The following is a 21,121-nucleotide window of genomic DNA, read 5'->3' as shown; positions in this document are numbered from 1 at the left end:
TTTCTTTTTTTAATTTTATTAATTACTCCGCTTCTTCCAATCCATAAGCCTGCATTATCATGTGATACTCAAGAGGAGGCATCCTTGAGTAGAATGCTCTTTTGATGACCTCACTAAGTGAAGGATGAATATCCATTGCATACATAATCGGACTGGCATTCTGACCTTCGGTGTACATCAAAGGGATTATCTGATGGATAAGCACTGAAGCTTCAGGACCAATAATATGAGCACCAAGAATTTTCTGAGTCTGCCCTTCAAATATAATTTTTACAAACTCATCCTCAAGGGACATGGCAATACCTTTTGCAGTTTCCTGGAAACGATAAAAACCAAGCATAATGTTGTCTTGTCCATACTCTTCAACTGCCTGCCTTTCTGTCATTCCGACTCCGGAGATCTCCGGATATGAAAAAACAGCATATGGAACTGCGTGGTAATCTGCCTTCATGTTCTTTTTCAGGATAGCATTGTAGTAGACAACAGTAGACTCATGATTTGCCACGTGCTTGAACAGGTATTTACCATTGGCGTCTCCAAAAGCCCAGACATTCTTTGAACTTGTTTCAAGGTTTTCATTAACCTTTATCCAACCACGTTTATCAGTCTCGACACCTCCAAGTTCAGGCTTGAGTATGTCGGTGTTAGGACTCCTGCCTGTTGCCACAAGTATTACAGATGCAATAACCTCTTTTTCTTCACCGGTTTCACGGTCTTTTGCAACTACAACCTTTCCTTCGGATGAGTCCTTAACTTCAACAACCTCGCAATTAGTCAGGATATCCATATATTCTGACATCATTTTCTTTGCAAGGGCTGATATCTCAGGTTCCTCTTCAGGAATAATACGGGCATTCCTGCCGATTATCGTGACTTTTGAACCCATTGATGAGAAGAAATGACCGTATTCGGCTGCAATATATCCTCCTCCGATTATGGCAAGACTTTCCGGAAGCTCTGTCAGTTTCAGTACATCATCACTTGTGAGATAAGCTACGTCAGCAAGCCCTTTTACCGGAGGAATTGATGGTTTTGAACCGGTACACAGGAATATCATTTTTCCGGAGATGATCTCCTCGCCTACCTTCATGGTGTAGGGTGAAACGAATTCTGCAGCCTCGTTATAGAAATGCATACGTGGCATATATGTGTAACCTTGTTTTACGCCTTCTATATTTGATGATATCGTAGAACGCATTCTTTCCATTATAGCTTTGAAATCAATTTTTTCAATTGAAACGTTGATGCCAAATTTTTCTGCTTTTTCAATGTCCCTTACAAGCTCTGCAGGATAGAGAAGCATCTTTGAAGGAATGCAGCCTCTTGTGAGACATATTCCGCCGGGTTCATCTTTATCGACCAATGCAACTTTCATTTCAGGATTCGCATCAAGCATTGCATTTACATAATTCATACCTGAGCCGGAACCAATTACTATCAGATCATATTCTTTCATCAAATTCCCCATACACAATATACTGTGAACATTGGTCTTTACCCGTATAATTATTTCTGATAGAGTTGGAACGTAAAACCATGGTATAAAGAAGTGATACTTAATGAAAGATGAAACTGCTCACACCAGCACAGTTTTCTAAAAAAGAAAATGAGGGCTGTTGAGCCCCATTTTTGAACAAGAGAGAAACAATTCTTGTACTGACTTTATGTTATAAAGGTGCTTTTGAGTATATAATTCCATATAATATAATAAGATGTAATAAAAACAGTAAAGAGAATTATAGAAAATAAAGTACGTATTTTAACTGTGCATTTATAGAGGAAAAAGGAGTTGGTATGTTTTAGATTAAAAACAAATTATAACTCCTAAAAATACAAAGCTAACTCTAGTTAGTATAATATTCAAATTCAGAAAAAAGAAGTTAATAGATCAATTGTGAGTGAGTTGGCAGCGATCCAGAGTTCCCGAAGACTCTCATACTTCAGTACAATAAGGAACGCTGGCGGGCTTATCTTCTGTGTTCGGGATGGGTACAGGAATTACCCCGCCGCTATGGCCGCCAAACTCACTCACGATGAACGATAAAGTTAAAGCCAAGATCCGGATTCGAACCGGAATGGAATCGCTCTGCAGGCGATTGCGTAGCCGCTCCGCCATCTTGGCAATGAGCGATACATGGATGGAACCATTGTATAAATACTTTATCAAAAAACCGTGTATACTCAACACACACATATCAGATTTCGCCTGGACAAAGCAAGACAGACAGGCACGGATTATTAGTAGCCGCGGACTGAACACCTCGTTGCCTTGGTGCGTACATCCCGACCCTATCAAACCGGTCTTTTACCGGGACCCTTAATGTAGTCTCTTTTCAAGTCAGATTTCGAGCTTAGATGCATTCAGCTCTTATTCCTTAGCGCGTAGCTGCTCAGCAGTGCCCTGTCGGACAACTGATACACCAGTGGCGCCGCTACTCTGTTCCTCTCGTACTAAAAGTAGCTTACCCTCAGACTACAGACACCTCTAGTAGATAGTAACCGACCTGTCTCACGACGGTCTAAACCCAGCTCACGATCTCCTTTAATAGGCGAACAACCTCACCCTTGGCCGCTGCTGCACGGCCAGGATGGAAAGAACCGACATCGAAGTAGCAAGCTGCCGGGTCGATATGTGCTCTTGCCGGCAACAACTCAATTATCCCCGGGGTAACTTTTCTGTCATTTTTGGCTCGCACCAAGCGAGCTCAAAAGTTCGCTAGAACCGACTTTCGTCTCGTCATCCACTACTGTGCTGAATAACGTCAGGCTGACTTATGCTCTTGCACTCTTCAGTGGGTTTCCGACCCACTTGAGTCAACCTTTGTGCGCCCTTGATATCTTTTCAAGGGCGTCCCGCCCCAGGCAAACTGCCCACCTATCGGGGTCCTCCTCTCGGAGTGAGGGTCGTAATCCTGGAAGGGTAGTGTCCCAATGGCGACTCCATCGATGCTGGCGCACCGACTTCGACGTCTCCTACCTACACTGTACATCCAAAATCACAACCCAACGACAGGCTGCAGTAAAGCTCCACGGGGTCTTCACTTCCCCCTAGAGGTCTCTAGACTGTGCACTAGAAAGTAAGCTTCACCGGACTCTGGCTAGGGACAGTAGAGCTCTCATTGATCCATTCATGCAAGTCGCCAATTAAGCGACAAGGTACTACGCTACCTTAAGAGGGTCATAGTTACCCCCGCTGTTTACAGGCCCTTCGTCCCGTTGAACCGGGGTTTCAGGTACCTGCACTGAGCAGGATTCAGAGATTGTACTAGCCCTTACGGGTTTGCAATCTCCTATGTTGATATTAGACAGTTAGAGCTCTCTTGTCACTGCGACCTGCTATCTTCATAGCAGGCACTCCTTCTCCCGAAGTTACGGAGCTAATTTGCCGAATTCCCTTAGCCAAATTATTCCGACACGCCTTAGCCTTTTCAGCTAGGGGCACCTGTGTCAGTTCTCGGTACGGACCCATGACTCCCTTTTCACGGGTTCCCGGGTGCAGCCAACTTTCGCCATTACAGATTCGCCCGCTTCTCGCCATTACGGCTCTCCACGGGATTCGCTGCTTAGACGGCGCGACGGCGCCGCTTGGCCTGCCCAAAAACGTTGGTTTCACTGTCATGAGGTACAGGAATATTAACCTGTTTCCCTTTTGGCGTACTCGAATTACGGTACGTCTTAGGACCGACTAACCCTCGGCTGACGATCATTGCCGAGGAAACCTAGCCCCTTCGGCGGATAGGATTCTCACCTATCTATGCTGTTACTATTACCAGGATTTTCGTTTCCGCACGGTCCACAGGACTTCACAGCCCTGCTTCTGCCCGAACGCAACGCCTTCCTACGAGATCACCTTACGGTGCTCCGTGGTATCGGTGGTCGACTTGAGCCCCGTCCATTTTCGGGGCCCCAAACCTCGACTGGTGGGCTGTTACGCACTCTTTAAAGGATAGCTGCTTCTAAGCTAACCTTCCAGCTGTCTAGGGCTTAGGACGCCCTTTAGTATTAACACTTAGTCGACACTTTGGGACCTTAACCACGGGCTGGGTTGTCTCCCTTACGGACTACAAGCTTACCCCAGTAGTCCGGACTCCAACCTTCTACGACGACGGTGAGTTTGGAGTTTGACAAGCGGCTGAGGAATTTCTTCCCCGGGACCACCAATCAGTGCTCTACTTCACCGACTATCTCCAGTTAGGTCATGCTACGACATGTTTCGGAAGGAACCAGCTGATGCCGGGTTAGATTAGCCTTTCACTCCGAGACGCAGGTCACACGAATGATTTGCAGATCAATACCGCTTGCGGTCCTCCACGTAGCTTTCGCCACGCTTCAACCTGCCCACGCCTAGATCACCCGGCTTCGGGTCGTATCCTAATGACTCCACGCACTTGTATACGTCGCTCCTCGTCTTACGACTGCGAGCATGTTGCTTTCGCTTCGGCTTCCTATTTAGAAGTTAGCCATCGCCATTTGAATACACTCCCTGGCCCGTTCTTCAAAACGTAAGATATGACATTGGCAATATTACCCGTACTGCAGCCTCGCGACTGTTTCCTTCGTAATAAAGATCCTTTAACGCCATATCGCTCTATCGCCTCCAGGTTTCAGGCACTTTTAACCTCCCTTCTTGGGGTACTTTTCAGTTTTCGGTCACCCTACTAGTTCGCTATCGGTCTCAAGGAGTATTTAGTTTTGGAAGTTGGTGCCTCCCAAATTCACGCGGGAATTCCGACCCACGCTACTCAGGTTATAATCCAGATCCTTTGGTTGTTGTTTACGTGACTATCACACTCTATGGTCTAACGTTCCAGAAAAGTTAAACTTCAACCAAGTGGGACCTTTAGAAAAAACCTACAACACCACATCTCCCACATGTTACCAGTGGGATTCAGTTTGAACTTTACCGTGTTCATTCGCCATTACTAACGGCATCTCTTCGATTTCTTTTCCTGCCCCTACTAAGATGCTTCAATTCGGGGCGTTCCCGATCATTGATGATCAACACACAAAATGTGTTAGGAAGACCCATTAGGAGATCCCGAGATCATAGGCTCCATGCACCTACCCCGGGCTTATCGCAGCTTGGCACGTCCCTCATCAGCTCTTGAGCCGAGCCATCCACCTGAAGGCATATTTACCAGAGTCCATCTCACTTTGTCCAGTGAGCGTCTGATATATGCATGCATATACACGATTTCATTGCAGCTGTTGTTGCTTCAGCCGCTTCATCCTTCCCCACAGACGTTACTCTGTAGGTGCACTAATAATGGACTTGCAGGGATTCGAACCCTGGGCCTTCGCCTTGCAAAGGCGACGATCTTCCAACTGATCTACAAGCCCATAGAAGATTCACTTATTGAATCTTGCCTTTTTTTCTTGAATCTGACAGTCTTTCGATTTCTGACCGGTAAGTGGTGATAGACGTTGTGCCTATCTTGCTTAGGAGGTGATCCAGCCGCAGATTCCCCTACGGCTACCTTGTTACGACTTAACCCCCCTTGCGAAATTTAGGTTCGAATACGGCACTAGTCCATACCCTCACCCATACCTCACTCGGGTGGTTTGACGGGCGGTGTGTGCAAGGAGCAGGGACGTATTCACCGCGCTATATTGAAACGCGATTACTACGGATTCCAGCTTCATGAGGGCGAGTTACAGCCCTCAATTCGAACTACGGGCGGGTTTATGAGATTACCAACCCTTTTCAGGGTAGGGACCCATTGTCCCGACCATTGTAGCCCGCGTGTAGCCCTGGAGATTCGGGGCATACTGACCTACCGTAGCCCGCACCTTCCTCCGGTTTAGCACCGGCGGTCCCCACAGAGTACCCATCATCCCGAAGGATATGCTGGCAACAGTGGGCACGGGTCTCGCTCGTTGCCTGACTTAACAGGATGCTTCACAGTACGAACTGACGACGGCCATGCACCTCCTCTCAGCGATTCAGGTAAGACCTTCAGCCTGACCTACATATTGCTGTCGCCCCAGGTGAGTTTTCCGGCGTTGAGTCCAATTAAACCGCAGGCTCCACCCGTTGTAGTGCTCCCCCGCCAATTCCTTTAAGTTTCAGCCTTGCGGCCGTACTTCCCAGGTGGCTCGCTTCACGGCTTCCCTGCGGCACCTGAAACGGTCGCACCGTCCCAGACACCTAGCGAGCATCGTTTACGGCTGGGACTACCCGGGTATCTAATCCGGTTCGTGCCCCCAGCTTTCGTCCCTCACCGTCGGACCCGTTCTGGTAAGACGCCTTCGCCACTGGTGGTCCCACAAGGATTACAAGATTTCACTCCTACCCCTGTAGTACCTCTTACCTCTCCCGGTCCCAAGTCTGACAGTATCCCCCAGAAGCCTAACAGTTGAGCTGTCAGATTTCCCGGAAGACTGATCAAACCGGCTACGGACCCTTTAGACCCAATAATAGTGGCCACCACTCGGGCCGCCGGTGTTACCGCGGCGGCTGGCACCGGTCTTGCCCGGCCCTTGCTAACACATGCTATTTATACATATGGACAGCCAACATAATATGCTGGCACTCAGTATCCCCTTATCGCGGTTTCCCGCATTGTAAAGTTTTCGCGCCTGCTGCGCCCCGTAGGGCCTGGATTCATGTCTCAGAATCCATCTCCGGGCTCTTGCTCTCACAACCCGTATCCGTCGTAGGCTAGTAGGTACACTACACCCACTACAACCTGATAGACCGCAGATTCATCCTAAGGCGCCGGAGCTTTGAATCACAGAACATTCCAGTATCTATGATTTATCAGGGATTATCACCAGTTTCCCGGAGTTATACCTGACCTTAGGGCAGATTATCCACGTGTTACTGAGCAGTACGCCATGTTCACGAAGAACATTTGACTCGCATGGCTTAGTCGAATACTGATAGCAGTGACCTCTGGCAGGATCAACCAGAATTGTTGATCACACACAAAGAATTGTTTATTTTTGGAAGTCATTTAGGAATCAGTCGGAAAGAACTCTCTTTGAGAGAAAATTTCCTATTTGCACATAAGTTTGGTTAATTCCTTAATTTGTTTGTAGTTATACACTACCGGTCAGAATTAACCGAACTGCCAAATCCAACGTCAGACTGAAAAAACTTCAGTCTCCACTTGTAAGGCGGTGATTGTAAGTGTTTTCGCGCGATTTGCGCGGACTCCTTCAAAGGTTACCATCGTATATAAGGCTTTCGAACACGGGGTTCGAAGCCAAAGGATGGACCTTTGATCACACCTGCCATGATGAAATTAAATTTGATACTTCATCTTCTACTCTGCGACGAGCTTATTTTCGTGATGCATTGACCGCATCACCTGGCTCCTCGCGAGCACCCTAACATAACAAGCTTACTATATAAGCGTTGCGGGAGAATGCAATAATTGAACCAAATATATGATTAAAAGGGCATTCACAAAATTCATAATTTGATGTTCAGACATGGATGATTATAAACACACAGGTCTAAATCTATACATACATTGCAAACATTGCAATAATATTATAGTTATATATGAATATTATTAAAGAAACTATCAATATGATAGAAGGATCATATGCGGTAAAGTATGCCCTGAACGCAGCAGACGTATGGTGGTTATGTGAAAACAGCGGACAAAATACAACAAATGCAGGGAATCGGATTGATGTCTGCGGGATTAGGTAGCATTATAGCTATCTTAACATCTACCCAGAATCTTCCGACTAATTATACGATCATAGGAATGATTCTTTTCTTAATTGGAATTTTCTTTTTTGGAAACTCCGTGATTATTCGACGTAAAATGCAGAAACACTAACTTAAAACCCATAATAATTGTACATTCAATACCACATGAAAGTGATATCCATACTCAGGAAGCAAATACAACATAAAATATCAGATTTAATTTAAACAATATCTAAAATCAATACGTTTCCTTTTTATAATATGATAGAACTATTCCAACTGATTATCATGAATTCAACCGTAGAACTGAGGGATCGCTTTTTACAGCGATAAACCGCTTATAGATAAACACAAGACTATTTTTGACACGACACTGCGCGACGGTGAACAAACACCTGGCGTATCACTCACCAACGAGCAAAAACTCAAGATTGCCCTTCAACTGGACAAACTTGGCGTTGACGTGATTGAAGCTGGTTTCCCGGTCTCTTCGGAAGGCGAAAAGCAAAATGTAAGAGCCATAGCCAACGAAGGACTCAGTCTCGATGTCTGTGGTCTTGCCCGCGTCCTTACCAAAGACCTGGATGCATGTATAGATTGTAATGTTGATATGATACACACCTTTGTATCCACATCTGACATCCAAAGGATACATACTATAAAGAAAAGCAGGGAAGAAGTGCTTTCCATGGCAGTCAACGCTGTAGACTACATTAAGGACCACGGTGCAAAATGTATGTTCTCAGCCATGGACGCCACAAGGACTGACCTTGACTATCTCATAGAAGTGTACAAAGCCGTAGAAGAAGCAGGCTGTGACATCATAAACGTACCCGACACAGTCGGAGTAATGTCACCATCCTCAATGTACGAGCTTATCAAGAACATCAACAGTGAAATAAACATACCCATTGACGTACACTGCCACAACGACTTCGGAATTGCAGTCGCAAACAGTCTTATGGCTGCCGAAGCAGGCGCAAGTCAGATACAGGTAACCGTTAACGGCATCGGCGAACGTGCCGGCAATGCTAATCTTGCAGAAGTTGTAATGTGCCTGCATTCAATATATGGCGCAAAGACAAATGTCAAGACAGAATATCTCCTCGAAACCGCAAAGATGGTGGAGAATTACTCCGGCATACACATGCCTGCAAACACACCAATCGTTGGAGACAATGCATTTGCCCACGAATCCGGCATACACACCCACGGAGTGCTTGAAAAGGCTGACACCTTTGAACCAGGCATCATGACACCGGAAATGGTCGGTCACAGGCGCCGCATTGTTGTTGGAAAACATGCTGGAAGACATGCAGTCAAGAAATCCCTTGACGATATGGGTATTGAAACCAACGACGAACAACTGGATGAGATTCTTGCCAGGATCAAGGATATTGCAAACAAAGGTAAGCGCATCTGTGATGCAGACCTGCGTGCTGTTGCATCAATAGTCCTTGGAAGAAAACTTGGCAATGAGACCATCGTCCTGAAAGAGTTCTCTGTAATGACAGGTAACCTCACAACACCCACAGCAGTCGTCAGGGCAAAAATAGGTGACCATGAAGCAGTAGCATCAAATTACGGAGTCGGGCCGATAGATGCCGCCCTTAAGGCAGTAGAACTTATGATCGGTGAATACACCAAAGTAAAGGTGCGCGACTTCAGCCTTGAAGCTATCACAGGCGGAAGCGATGCTCTTGCAGAAGTAACAATTTCGGTCCAGGACGAAGACGGACGTGTTGCCAGTGCACAATCAGCCAGTACAGACATTGCAACTGCATCTGTTGACGCACTCATAACAGCCATAAACCTGCTTCTTGACAAGAAGAAGCTCTGGAATATGGAATAACTGGTTTTTTACTGAACCGTGATTTCACGGTTCTGGTCCTTTTTTAATATATTTGCCCTTAACTGTGATTTTCCAAAATATCAAATGACAGCATTGTTTTCATACATGTATCGTAAAACAGGCCATATCCATAATATCTATATAATGAACTCATAATTCTGAGCAGATACACATGAACTATGAAGTTATAGATTCTCACTGTCACCTTGATTTCCCAAAATTCAACAAAGACAGGCATGAGACAATCATGAGGGCAAAAGAAAGTGGTGTTGTCTTAATGATCAATTCCGGCATAGACTACAAAACCAATGCCAATTCACTTGAACTTGCTAAAAAGTACGATTTCATCCATGCAACACTGGGCCTCAGTCCCCAGATGGTACCTGAAACCAACAACGAAAGAATTAACCAGATACTTGCCCAGATGGAACGCAACGTTGACAAAGCCATAGGAATTGGCGAAGCTGGCCTGGACTTTTACTACTGTACCGACGAAGCAGGAAAACAGAAGCAAAAAGAAGTATTTCAGAAGGTCATTGACATTGCAGACCAGTACAACAAAACTCTTGTAATACACGGCAGGGACGGGGAAGAACTTGCACTTGAAATGACCAGAGACCTGGACAGGGTTGTCTTCCATTGTTACGGAGGCACTATCGAGACCATGAAAGACATAGTTGATGCAGGCCACTATGTTTCAGTTCCCACACTTGTATGTTTCTCAGACCACCACAAGGAAATTGCAAAAAATCTCCCTCTTGAGAACATGCTCATTGAAACTGACAGCCCGTTCCTCTCACCACGAAAAGGACGCAATGAACCTGTATTTGTCAGAGACTCAGTTCCTGTCATATCACAACTAAAAGAAACAGATGAAGCTGAAATTGCTAAGGCGACAATGCAAAATACCCTCAGGGCATTTGAGCTCTAAACTTGACTGTTCTACGGGAGAATATACATGCAGGTCAAACATTTTATTATCGGGCTTTATGACGCTAACTCATACCTCATTAACGGAAAAATACTGGTGGATACCGGAATGAGCACAGAAGGCCTTATCTCTGCTATCACAGAGAACATTGACATCAAGGATCTTGAACTTATAATACTCACACACTGCCACTACGACCACACAGCATCCGCACAGGCAATAGCAGACATCAGCGGTGCAAAGATAGCCATCCATAAAGACGATGAACCACTCCTGAGCAATGACACGATAAGTGCAGCAGCAATGTTTGGAAACAAGGCACCTGTAATCAAGCCTGACATGCTTCTGGAAGAAGGCGACAGGATACCCATAGGAAATGATGAGGAACTGGAAGTAATTCATACACCCGGCCACACCCCAGGCGGAATCTGCCTCTACGAAGCAAATTCAAAGAGCCTTTTTTCAGGGGACACAGTATTTCCCAACGGAAGCATCGGACGCACTGATTTTCAGGGTGGCAACCGCAGCCAACTGACCGAATCAATCAACAAACTTGTACAGCTTGATGTCAAAACACTTTACCCGGGACACGGCGAAGTTACATCAAATGATGTTAACACGCAGATACAATTCTCCCTTCGCATGTCCAAAAGCATGTTACTCTAAGGACGCAATATGAAACAAAAAAGAAATAATAACGGCAAGAATGTCAAGAATAACAAAATGGCAGACCCGGCAAAGTTCCTGCCCATGAGCCTTGAAGAAGCAAAAAAGAAAGGCTGGGACGAACTTGACGTAATTATTGTCACAGGTGATGCATATGTGGATCATCCAGGATTTGGTACCAGCATCATTGGCAGAGTTCTTGAGGACGCAGGTTACAGAGTAGGAGTTATTGCACAGCCAAAATGGGATGATGTAGAGGAATTCAAGAAACTTGGAAAACCACGTCTTTTCTTTGCTATCAGTGCAGGTAACACTGATTCAATGGTAAGCAACTACACACCATCAAAACGACTCAGACATGATGACGCATATTCCCCCGGTAATGAAGCAGGATTAAGACCTAACCGTGCATCCATTGTTTACTCCAACCGCCTGAAAGAAGCTTATCCTGATACTCCGAGGATAATCGGAGGAATTGAAGCATCCTTGCGCCGCTTCGCGCAATATGATTACTGGTCTGACAAAGTACGCCAGTCAATACTTGCAGACGCTCCTGCAGACCTCATTGTTTATGGAATGGGCGAACTACAGATACTTGAGATCGCAGACAGACTCAACAAAGGGATTCCTGTATCGGATATCACAGACATTGATGGAACTGTCTGGAAAATGGACATCAAGACATGGAAAGAGAAAAAAGATGAATTGCTTGAGAGCAGGATAGAAATCCCGCCTTATGTAGAAGTATCAAAGAACAAAGAACTCTATGCAAGCGCATTCAAAACGGTTTATCAGGAACAGAACCACATTAAAGGACACGCCATTATCCAGGTCCATCCAAAGACAGTCATAATACAGAATAAACCCATGCGCCCACTCACAACTGAAGAGCTGGACCACGTTTATGAACTTCCATTCACCAGAGAGACGCATCCGTCATACGATGAACCTGTCCCCGCACTTGATATGGTCAGATTCTCCATTAACACACACAGAGGTTGCTTCGGTGCCTGTTCTTTCTGTGCCATTGCCCTGCATCAGGGAAGAATGATACGCAGCCGCAGCATGGAATCAATTCTCAGGGAAGCAGAAGGTTTCACCGAAATAAAAGATTTCAAAGGTACTATAAACGGACTAGGTGGTCCGTCTGCCAATATGTATGGAATGGACTGCAAGAACTGGGAAGACAAAGGTGTATGTAAGGACAAGATCTGTATCTATCCGAAAGCCTGCCCGTCACTTAATACAAGTCATAAGAAACTCATCGAGCTTATGCGCAGGCTCAGGGAAATTCCAGGGATTAAGAAGGTCTTTGTAGGATATGGTGTGCGCTATGACCTTGCGCTGCTTGATGAAGAATACATGGAAGAACTATGTGCTCACCACGTAAGCGGGCAACTGAAGGTTGCACCTGAAAATTATTGCGACAAAGTTACCGATGCCATGAAAAAACCTGACAGGGAAGTATTCGAGAAATTCGAAGAAAAATTCAAGGAGATAAATGAGAAACTTGGCAAAGACCAGTATCTTGTTGCTTTCCTTATGTCAAGTCATCCGGGATGTACTCTTAATGACATGATAGAAACTGCTGAATATATCAGGGATACCGGACGCTATACCAAGCAGGTTCAGGATTTTACCCCTACTCCCATGACTGCGGCAACATGCATGTTCCATACAGGAATCGATCCTTTCACCGGGAAGAAGATATATGTGGCAACTTCCCAGAAAGATAAAAGCATACAGAGAGCAATGCTTCACTACCGTGAGCCAGGGAACTATAATCTGGTGTATGAAGGATTGAAGCGTGCCAACCGGCTCGATCTTGTTGGGAATTCCTGGAACTGCCTGATAAGCCGCAAGAAAGGAGGTAAAAGAGGATGGTAATACTAATTACCATTACCTTTTAGAATAAAATCGTTATCTTTTTAACATATATTAGTTTACTGTACTTCAAACGTATATTTTTCAAAGAAAAATGGAAGTTACGCTATGAAGTATAAGTTGTTGGCACCATTGCTATTGTTGATTATTATCCAGACATCTACTGTTCTGGCGAGCCCGGTCATAAGCATAGATGAGACTGTGACTGAGAATATGTTCTATTCCAAATCATACACGAACCCTGATAGTTTAGAGGCACATCAGATAGTTGTGTACAGCGAGGATGGAGAGCATTCACAGATACACCTTAACTACAGACTTACCCCTAGAACAACAACAAGTCCTGATGGAAATCACAATGTATACAAAAAGGCACTTGATTCCGAAAATGGAGTAGGGGTTGAAGATTATGTCATTAATGATACTGTTGCGGGAACAGAGGCCAATATCAAGAACATAATTACAATGAGCTATTATGGAGTCGCTTTTTCTCCTGACAGCAAGATGTACGCAGCACCAAGGGCAGTTTTCTTCGATGACGGCAGAAATGCCCAATACGCCATAGATATCTGCTCTGTTCACAACAATACCCTACTGCACAGAGAACTCACACCATTCTACATAGAAAGTACTAAAGACACACCAATGGAATGGGAAAAATCAGTAATCTACGAAGTCTACTGGTCAGATGATGGTTCCTGCATAATATATGAAGTTCTTGGAGGAAATACCGAGTCCGGGCAATATCCTGCTTATCTTGCCAGCAAAAGACTCAACCTGGACTATGCAGAACTTCGAAAAATGAACGGATATGAGGATACAGAAATGGAATCTGTGCAGGAAGTTGTTGAAGAACCAACTAATAATGCTGAAAACAGTCTGCCTATTCCGGGATTTGAAGCATTAGTAGCAGTATTTGCTCTGGCGCTTGGCAGGAAAATAAAGAGAGCATAAACTCATGCTCTTTTCCTTTTTTAAAAAGCAATTAAAAAAGAGTGGGAATAAAACTAAAATGGCTATCCCATAGCCATTTCAAGCAGATCGATAACATCAAGAACATCAACCTTTGGGCCACCACGTTTGAGATTTGTGCGGCAAAGAGGGCATGCAGTTACCAGATAGTCAACATCCTTTGGTATCTCTTCAAGCCTGTTCTTTGAGAGTTCAAGTGAGAGTTCAGGATAACCTTTTAAGACTCCACCACCTGCTCCGCAACATTTGGATTTTTCCCTGTTGCTCTTCATTTCCTCAAGATAACAGACTGATTTTATGATCTGCCTTGGAGCGTCGAATACACCATTGCACCTTCCAAGGTGACATGGGTCATGATAAGTAACTTTCAAGTCAAGTTTTTTCAGGTCCAGCTCATCAAGACGGTCTGCAAGGAACTCAGTAACATGGAGAACATTCAATTCTTCCGGGAAATCATTCTTCAAGGTTGTATAGCAACCTGCACAGCCTGTGATAACTGTGTGAGCACCTATCTTTTTGATCTGCTCAAGGTTCTTTGACATAAGCTCGGATGGGTCAGAGCCGGTTCTCAGAAGTGGGGAACCACAGCAAACTTCTTCTTCAAGTACAGTTACTCCGAACTTCCTCAGGATATCAAATGTCTTCTTTGTAATCTCCGGATAGCGGTAAGATGCAAGACAACCTGCAAAGAATACATATTCTGACTTTTCAGGAAGGTCATTTCTGGAATCACCCAACCATGCCATCCTGTCCTTAGACTCACCAAGAGGGTTTCCTTTTTCAAGAGCATCTGTGCGTATCAGCTTCTGTGCATCTGTCATCTTACCCTGAAGCACAAGCTGGTGCCTTAAGTTTTCTATAACCTTGACAGGAGATGCACCTGAAGGACAGATCTGTTCGCAAAGTCCGCATGTAGTACAGGTGTTAATACTATCGAAGACACCCTGGTCTACCTCAAGTCCCTGGGATATCCCATGTGCTACAAGCATACGGCCACGTGAACCTGATGATTCCCAGCCGTTCACTTCAAAAACCGGGCATACTGCACGGCATGTACCACAACGTACACATTTCAGTATAGAACGCATGTCTGTATCGTTCATTTTCAGACCCCCATCTTACCCGGGTTGAGAATACCCTTCGGGTCCAGTGCGTTTTTAATCAATATCATTACATCAAGAGCTTTTCCAAGTTCAAGGTCAAGATACGCTGCTCTGGCACTGCCAACTCCATGCTCTGCAGTGACCGTTCCGCCAATACCTATAGCAGTGCGGTGTATTTTGTCAGCAGCCTTGTTCAGCTTCTCCCATTCAGCATCGCTTAGCACATCTATGCACATTCCTGTGTGAAGATTTCCATCACCTATATGACCGTAAGTCATGATGGGAAGCTTGAACTCTTCAGATATCTCACGTACCTTGTGAAGCATTCCAGGAAGCTCTTTTATCGGGACACCGATGTCCTCACCTACATAAACACGGGTGCGGAGTGGATCCAGTCTGGAAACCGCCGCTCCTACAAGTCTTCTGGCAGCCCATATCTCATCTCTTTCCTTCTTGTCCGAAGCTGCCCTGATACTTGTTGCAAGGGTGCTGCATGCATCCTTTATCATTTCTATTCCTTCACGGACCGTGTTCTCAGTTCCATCCACCTCGAACATCAGGATGGCACCTGCTTTTGGCAAGCCGATCTTAGGGTCAAATGTGTTAATTGCCTCTATGATATTCCTGTCAAGAATTTCACATGCAGAAGGAACGATTCCTGAGGAGAGGACTTTTACTACTGCCTGACCTGCAAGTTCTGGATCTTCAAAAGAAGCAAGCAAGACCGAACGTTCCTTTGGAAGTGCCCTTAGTCTTAGAGTAGCTTTTGTGATAATACCAAGTGTACCTTCTGATCCTACAAAAAGATCAGTGAGTGAATAACCTGCAACTGATTTTGATGCCTTGGAACCTGTATTGATCACAGTTCCATCCGCAAGAACAACTTCAAGTCCAAGCACATAGTTGCGGGTGGTTCCGTATTTTACAGAGCGCATTCCACTTCCGTTGTTTGCAATAAGCCCACCAAGGGTACACATTGCTGAACTTCCAGGGTCCGGTGGGAAGAAAAGACCATATGGTTCAAGTGCCTGATTCAGTTTTTCCTGGACAATACCCGGCTCGATGGTTACCTGAAGATTGTCAAGGTCTGTTTCAAGTATTCTGTTCATGCTTGACATGTCAAGTACAATGCCGCCTTCTACCGGAACAGCCCCTCCGGCAAGTCCTGTACCCGCACCTCTTGCGGTTACAGGAATCTCATTCTCATTTGCAAGACTGACTATCTTCGATATCTGTTCAGTACTTACAGGCCTGATAACAAAATCAGGCATGCCCCTTATCTGTGAGGCATCACATGAATAACAATAAAGTTCTGCAGCTGATGCGGAAACGTGCTCATCTCCTACTATTTCCTGCAGTTTTTTAAGTAAATCGGATTTTTGCATGGAATCGTTTTTTAAGTGGAATAGTGAGATTTATAGTTTTTGGTGAAGGCAAACATTTACATCTGACTAAGCCTATTACACAGCAATGACACGATACTTTGAGGTACAGCAGCGGGACGGTGCTGCAAGGATAGGGAAATTCCTATTGAAGGAAGATATCCGTACACCTTATATTATAGATACAAGAAGCCTGGGTAAGCCTGAAAGCCCGATAATAGACGGCGGATCACTCTGGAAATATCCCGGCTTTGAAGAAGCTCAGGAACATCTCAGGGAAATAAGACAAAAAACCGGTGAAGATGCGCTTATAATACTTCCACATCAGGACCTTACACCGGAAGCTCCAAAGAATGTGACAATCAAACTGGTTGAGAAAGCCGAGGGAATGGAAGACTCTGGTGCTACCGGAGCTATTTACATAACCGGACAGCAGGTAAAAGAGCATGACCTGTACGTTATGGAAGGAGCCGGATGCTTTGAGAACAATGCAAGAGCTTTTCTCAGTGTTCTTTTAGAAATGAAAAAGAACATCGCTCCTGATACTGCAATTTATGCACCTAACATAGCAATTCCTGAAAATCTGGCAATGCTGATCTACCTCGGAGTCGATGTCTTTGATAATACCAAAGCAATAGTTGCCGGACACAACGATATTTACCTTACAACTGCCGGGCAGTTCTATCTTGATTCACTTGCAGAGTTGCCATGCCGATGCAGTGCATGCTCATCCACTGACCTGACAAGCCTCAGGGCCATGGATAAAAAGAGCCGTGCAGCAATTCTTGAAAAACACAACATCAACGCCATGGAAGCGGAAGCTGCACTTGTAAGGGAAAGAATACGTGCAGGAACTCTGCGTGAGTATATTGAAGGACAGTGCAGAGTGAACACCTGGCTTACGGCACTTATGAGACTTACTGATGCAGAGTATGACTTTGTGGAAAGCCAGAATGCTATTGCAAGGAATAACACACTGGTTGCCACCTGTGGAGAATCGCAGAACAGGGCAGAGATCGTAAGATATGCTAAAAGGATTCAGGAAAGATACACACCTCCTGCATCTGATGTGCTGCTACTGCTACCATGTTCTGCCAGAAAACCATATTCCACTTCAAACTCACACTGGAAATTCATCAATGCTCTTGGCAAGAGCAGGAAATTCGTCCATGAGGTAATAATCACATCCCCTCTTGGAATTGTCCCAAGGGAACTGGAACTAACATATCCTGCTGCGCATTATGATACTACAGTAACAGGTTACTGGGATGCAGAAGAAAGGGAATGGGTAGCGTCCTGTCTTGAAGATTACCTGACAAAGCACAAATACACAAGTATTGTTGCACATGTTGAAGATGCATACCGTGTTATATGTGAGATGGTTGCAGAAAAGCTTGGTATAAATATAATATATACGAGTCTTGGTAATGTTTCATCACCGGAATCACTGAAAAATCTCAGCAAAACAGTGTCAGAACTCTGTACCGGAAGAAAACGCGGACATGAGCAGACACAGAAAGACCTCATGAAAGCTGTTGCAGACTACCAGTTCGGCAAAGGTTCCGGAGATATTCTTGTTCCTGAAGGTTCAACTGTCAAAGGACCATTCCCCAAACACCAGATATTTGTCGGGAAAAAACAGCTTATAACACTTATACCGCAATATGGAACACTGGCCATTACCATAGAAGGGGCAAAAGCCCTTCAGGAACAAGGCAGATATACCGTTAAAATAGATGACTTTGTGCCGCGTGGCTCTCTTCTGGCACCTGGCGTTATTGATGCAGATCCGTTGATCAGACCAAATGATGAGGTTATAATCATCGGAGAAAAAGCAATTGCAGTCGGAAGAGCAAATATGAACGGAGATGAGATGAGAAGATCAAACCGTGGAGTTGCAGTTGATCTGCGCCACGTAAAAAAGCTCGAATAATAGTGATTTCAGATGTTAGTAATAAGGAACTTTGAGCCATCAGATTTCGAAGAGGTTCTGGAGATAGAGTCACAAGCTTTCTCGGAACACAATCCTTTCCTTTATATGAACTTCTACGAAATGAACAGTGAAGGGTTCCTTGTTGCAGAATACAACGGTTACATAGCAGGATTTGTTGTAGGATATAAGCTATCTGAAACAGAAGGACGGATCTTTTCTCTTGCCGTAAGAGAGGGATTCAGAAGCATGGGCATTGGTGCCCGGCTTATGGACGCCATCCTTTCAGTGTTTGTATGCAAGCTTCTGACATTTGCAAGTCTGGAAGTTAGAATAACAAATACAAGAGCCCAAGATTTTTACAAACGCAGGGACTTTATAGCCTGCTGGGTACAACACGGCTATTATTCGGATGGAGAGGATGGCATCATTATGAAAAAGCGCCTGACACCATCAATCTCATTGTCCATTTAACCACAACTTTAATTCCGGATATCTGTCTCCAATGGGAAATTAAAGAAGTTAAAAGGAGGAATAGCCTAGTTAGTATGTAACAACTGGCTGCCTGCCTTCATAGCAAGCTCATGCATCCTTTCAGATGTCCTTCCTATTCCGGAAGTGTCATCCCGAGAAAGAGCTGCTGCAATGTCGTTACCAAGAACGAATATTGCATGTTTGTGCTCTGCCTTGCTCCTATGAACATGCAGAGGACTTATGGATAGTGAGTCATACTCCGCGAATGGAGTATCCATACCCATGTGCTCAAAGTGTCTTCTGATCTGTGCCATTAATGTGTGCAACTGTATTAATTCATCTTTATGCATACCAACCAACCTGATTTGAAAATTAAATATTTACTGTTATTTTGTGCACTCTTTAAAATAATGCACTTATGTTAGTTGGTAAATTTACTAATAAAGGTATTTCCCCCGGAAATAACTTCCGTATACATAGTAAATAAGATTTTCGTAATTATCTCAATGATTAATCATGAGAGATTGCATGAAAAACTCATTAATAAAATAAGAAGATCCAAAAAGAAAATCAATAAAAAATAAGAAATATATATACTGTGCGCAAGCACAGTACATCAATTTATAGAGAAGCTGCAGTAAGAACTTTTACAGAAGCAGGTCTTTTGGTAACACTGCCTACTTTTGCACCTATAAGGCGTTCTATGCCTTTATCTGCAGCAATATCAAGAATCCTTTGAGTAACCACACCATCAAACACAACTGTTTTGACTTCGGCCTCGTAGTCCTTGAGAGTGCTTACAAGATCCCTGACAGCAGTTTCATTGACAACATTATCCTTGCCATCAAGGAAACGTGCACTAAAAGTACCTATCAGGTCGTTTGCATGATCTTTAAATCTCTTGTTCTCCGGGGAGGCAGGAACCTTAGTCTTAGGAGCTTCAACCTGCTTTTCAACAGCAACCCGATCTTCACGTGACTGTTGATCTCTTGGTTCTTTCTTCCTGTTATCCCTTCCACGGGCATCTCTTGGAGTTCGTTTTACAGTAGAAGTAGCAACACGCTTCACTTCAGAAGCAGGTGCAGGGGTTGGAGCAGGTCTTCTTTCCTTGCGTTTAGGTAAACGCTGCACACGACCATTGTCATCGGATGAACCCTGGTCCTTGACAAGATATTTGTCAATTACCTGCTCAACAGGGACTTTCTGCCTGAGTGACCTGACAATCTCTTTCTGAACAAGATCCTCGACACTCTTTCCGTCAGGTGCCCTTGCAATGTAGTCGATGTTAGCAACCTGGACAAGTTCCTTAATGATAAGCTCCCCTCCACGGTCACCGTCAGTGAAAGCAGTTACAGTATCCTTTTTCTTTGTAAATTCGGCAACTTCAGGAGGAACATTTGTACCGCCAACACAAATAGTATTCTTTATACCGTATTTCAAAAGGTTAAGAACGTCTGCGCGGCCTTCAACTACGATAATAGCGTCGGAATCAAACACAGTAGGACCACATGGTATCTTGTTCTTGCCAAAATACTGCATTTCCTCGACCCTTACAGACTGGCGCACTTCATCAGCAATCTCCTGGGATTCCGGAAGGTTCTCATCGAACATTCCCTTGTAAATGTACTTAGCCCTCTCAATAATCTGGTGACGCTTGGTAGCCCTGACATCCTCTATATGAGTAACCTCTATCTTTGCGCTGCATGGACCGACTCTGTCTATGGTCTCAAGTGAAGCTGCAAGGATTGAAGTCTCAACCTTGTCAAGACTTGAAGGAATAAGGATAGTACCCTTTGTCTTTCCACCTTTCGCACCGACAACAACCTCGATCCTGCCGATACGTCCTGTTTTCTGAAGGTCACGAAGGTCAAGATCGGAACCAAGAAGACCCTCGGTCTGACCAAAGATGGCACCTACTATATCCGGGCGTTCTATTATTCCATCTGCGCTAATTTTTGAATGAATTATATATTTTGTAGTATCTGCATTTTGCATATGATAAACTCCGAATTTGTGATGATGATACCGGAACAATTCGGGAATACAAAATAGAAAAGTTGTAATGACTGCGCAAAGTCATCTTATCGAAGGTCCAGAATAGCGTAACCTGAATAATGGAACTCAAACTTCAACTTCAATGAATAAACATGAAGATTTCCACTTAATCCAAACCAACGCCAAGCTAACAACAGCAGCGTGAGTACCATGCAATGTATGCATAAGCTACTGAAACTGTTTTGTGGCATGGCCAATAAGCAGTA

General features: G+C 44.5%; 12 protein-coding genes, 2 tRNA genes and 3 rRNA genes. 7 read left to right on the top strand and 10 right to left on the bottom strand.

Annotation, left to right across the window (positions count from 1 at the left end; all coding sequences use genetic code 11):
- Positions 1-22: 22 nt before the first annotated feature.
- The 6 genes from RE474_RS07085 to RE474_RS07060 all read right to left on the bottom strand — a co-directional run bounded on the left by RE474_RS07085 (position 23) and on the right by RE474_RS07060 (position 6,915).
- Entirely contained in the window at positions 23-1,456 is a 1,434-nt protein-coding gene (locus RE474_RS07085; protein ID WP_309309687.1) for a dihydrolipoyl dehydrogenase, read from the bottom strand.
- A gap of 445 nt (positions 1,457-1,901) precedes the next feature.
- A 5S ribosomal RNA gene (gene rrf, locus RE474_RS07080) occupies positions 1,902-2,023 on the bottom strand.
- Positions 2,024-2,050: 27 nt separating this feature from the next.
- Positions 2,051-2,122: transfer RNA gene (locus tag RE474_RS07075), tRNA-Cys, on the bottom strand.
- Between the two features lie 98 nt (positions 2,123-2,220).
- A 23S ribosomal RNA gene (locus tag RE474_RS07070) occupies positions 2,221-5,146 on the bottom strand.
- Positions 5,147-5,267: 121 nt separating this feature from the next.
- Positions 5,268-5,340: transfer RNA gene (locus RE474_RS07065), tRNA-Ala, on the bottom strand.
- A 101-nt stretch (positions 5,341-5,441) separates the two neighbouring features.
- Positions 5,442-6,915: ribosomal RNA gene (locus RE474_RS07060) — 16S ribosomal RNA — on the bottom strand.
- Together the 16S, 23S and 5S rRNA genes with 2 tRNA genes alongside form the textbook arrangement of a ribosomal RNA operon.
- A gap of 1,091 nt (positions 6,916-8,006) precedes the next feature.
- Between RE474_RS07060 and RE474_RS07055 the strand changes: the two genes are divergently transcribed.
- The 5 genes from RE474_RS07055 to RE474_RS07035 all read left to right on the top strand — a co-directional run bounded on the left by RE474_RS07055 (position 8,007) and on the right by RE474_RS07035 (position 13,953).
- The gene (locus tag RE474_RS07055; protein ID WP_309312221.1) at positions 8,007-9,518 is read left to right on the top strand and encodes a 2-isopropylmalate synthase; all 1,512 of its coding nucleotides are present in this window, start codon (positions 8,007-8,009) and stop codon (positions 9,516-9,518) included.
- A 172-nt stretch (positions 9,519-9,690) separates the two neighbouring features.
- Positions 9,691-10,449 (top strand): TatD family hydrolase, encoded by a 759-nt coding sequence (locus RE474_RS07050; protein ID WP_309309686.1) that lies wholly within the window; start codon positions 9,691-9,693, stop codon positions 10,447-10,449.
- Positions 10,450-10,476: 27 nt separating this feature from the next.
- Positions 10,477-11,115 (top strand): MBL fold metallo-hydrolase, encoded by a 639-nt coding sequence (locus RE474_RS07045; protein WP_309309685.1) that lies wholly within the window; start codon positions 10,477-10,479, stop codon positions 11,113-11,115.
- A gap of 84 nt (positions 11,116-11,199) precedes the next feature.
- Positions 11,200-13,002 (top strand): YgiQ family radical SAM protein, encoded by a 1,803-nt coding sequence (locus RE474_RS07040; protein ID WP_309312220.1) that lies wholly within the window; start codon positions 11,200-11,202, stop codon positions 13,000-13,002.
- 105 nt (positions 13,003-13,107) lie between these two features.
- Entirely contained in the window at positions 13,108-13,953 is an 846-nt protein-coding gene (locus RE474_RS07035; RefSeq protein WP_309309684.1) for a hypothetical protein, read from the top strand.
- Between the two features lie 62 nt (positions 13,954-14,015).
- Here the strand turns inward: RE474_RS07035 and RE474_RS07030 are convergent, their stop codons facing one another.
- Both RE474_RS07030 and RE474_RS07025 read right to left on the bottom strand, forming a co-directional pair.
- Positions 14,016-15,074: a (Fe-S)-binding protein gene (locus RE474_RS07030; RefSeq protein ID WP_309309683.1), complete on the bottom strand. Its 1,059-nt coding sequence runs from the start codon at positions 15,072-15,074 to the stop codon at positions 14,016-14,018.
- A gap of 2 nt (positions 15,075-15,076) precedes the next feature.
- Positions 15,077-16,459: an FAD-binding oxidoreductase gene (locus tag RE474_RS07025; protein ID WP_309309682.1), complete on the bottom strand. Its 1,383-nt coding sequence runs from the start codon at positions 16,457-16,459 to the stop codon at positions 15,077-15,079.
- Between the two features lie 85 nt (positions 16,460-16,544).
- On the opposite strand from RE474_RS07025, the gene arcS reads away from it, so the two are divergent.
- On the top strand, positions 16,545-18,389 hold the full coding sequence (gene arcS / locus RE474_RS07020) for an archaeosine synthase subunit alpha (RefSeq protein WP_309309681.1): 1,845 nt from the start codon (positions 16,545-16,547) through the stop codon (positions 18,387-18,389).
- A 12-nt stretch (positions 18,390-18,401) separates the two neighbouring features.
- Positions 18,402-18,860 carry a GNAT family N-acetyltransferase gene (locus tag RE474_RS07015; RefSeq protein WP_309309680.1) on the top strand — a complete coding sequence of 153 codons (459 nt, stop codon included), beginning with the start codon at positions 18,402-18,404 and terminating at the stop codon, positions 18,858-18,860.
- A 65-nt stretch (positions 18,861-18,925) separates the two neighbouring features.
- Here RE474_RS07015 and RE474_RS07010 read toward each other — a convergent pair whose 3' ends face one another.
- Positions 18,926-19,210, bottom strand: a complete 285-nt coding sequence (locus RE474_RS07010) for a UPF0058 family protein (RefSeq protein WP_309309679.1) — start codon at positions 19,208-19,210, stop codon at positions 18,926-18,928.
- A 271-nt stretch (positions 19,211-19,481) separates the two neighbouring features.
- Positions 19,482-20,855 (bottom strand): DNA primase DnaG, encoded by a 1,374-nt coding sequence (gene dnaG, locus RE474_RS07005; RefSeq protein WP_309309678.1) that lies wholly within the window; start codon positions 20,853-20,855, stop codon positions 19,482-19,484.
- Positions 20,856-21,121: the final 266 nt, after the last annotated feature.

It is taken from the genome of Methanolobus sediminis (genome assembly GCF_031312595.1).
GTDB lineage: Archaea > Halobacteriota > Methanosarcinia > Methanosarcinales > Methanosarcinaceae > Methanolobus > Methanolobus sediminis.
Note: the sequence above shows the minus strand (reverse complement) of the source record. Positions and strands in the feature narration are given on the sequence as shown.

Coding starts and splice junctions, on each gene's coding strand:
- arcS (WP_309309681.1), top strand. CDS start 16,545: ATGACACGATACTTTGAGGTACAGCAGCGGGACGGTGCTGCAAGGATA.
- RE474_RS07010 (WP_309309679.1), bottom strand. CDS start 19,210: ATGCATAAAGATGAATTAATACAGTTGCACACATTAATGGCACAGATC.
- RE474_RS07025 (WP_309309682.1), bottom strand. CDS start 16,459: ATGCAAAAATCCGATTTACTTAAAAAACTGCAGGAAATAGTAGGAGAT.
- RE474_RS07085 (WP_309309687.1), bottom strand. CDS start 1,456: ATGAAAGAATATGATCTGATAGTAATTGGTTCCGGCTCAGGTATGAAT.
- RE474_RS07030 (WP_309309683.1), bottom strand. CDS start 15,074: ATGAACGATACAGACATGCGTTCTATACTGAAATGTGTACGTTGTGGT.
- RE474_RS07040 (WP_309312220.1), top strand. CDS start 11,200: ATGAGCCTTGAAGAAGCAAAAAAGAAAGGCTGGGACGAACTTGACGTA.
- RE474_RS07015 (WP_309309680.1), top strand. CDS start 18,402: ATGTTAGTAATAAGGAACTTTGAGCCATCAGATTTCGAAGAGGTTCTG.
- RE474_RS07050 (WP_309309686.1), top strand. CDS start 9,691: ATGAACTATGAAGTTATAGATTCTCACTGTCACCTTGATTTCCCAAAA.
- dnaG (WP_309309678.1), bottom strand. CDS start 20,855: ATGCAAAATGCAGATACTACAAAATATATAATTCATTCAAAAATTAGC.
- RE474_RS07035 (WP_309309684.1), top strand. CDS start 13,108: ATGAAGTATAAGTTGTTGGCACCATTGCTATTGTTGATTATTATCCAG.
- RE474_RS07045 (WP_309309685.1), top strand. CDS start 10,477: ATGCAGGTCAAACATTTTATTATCGGGCTTTATGACGCTAACTCATAC.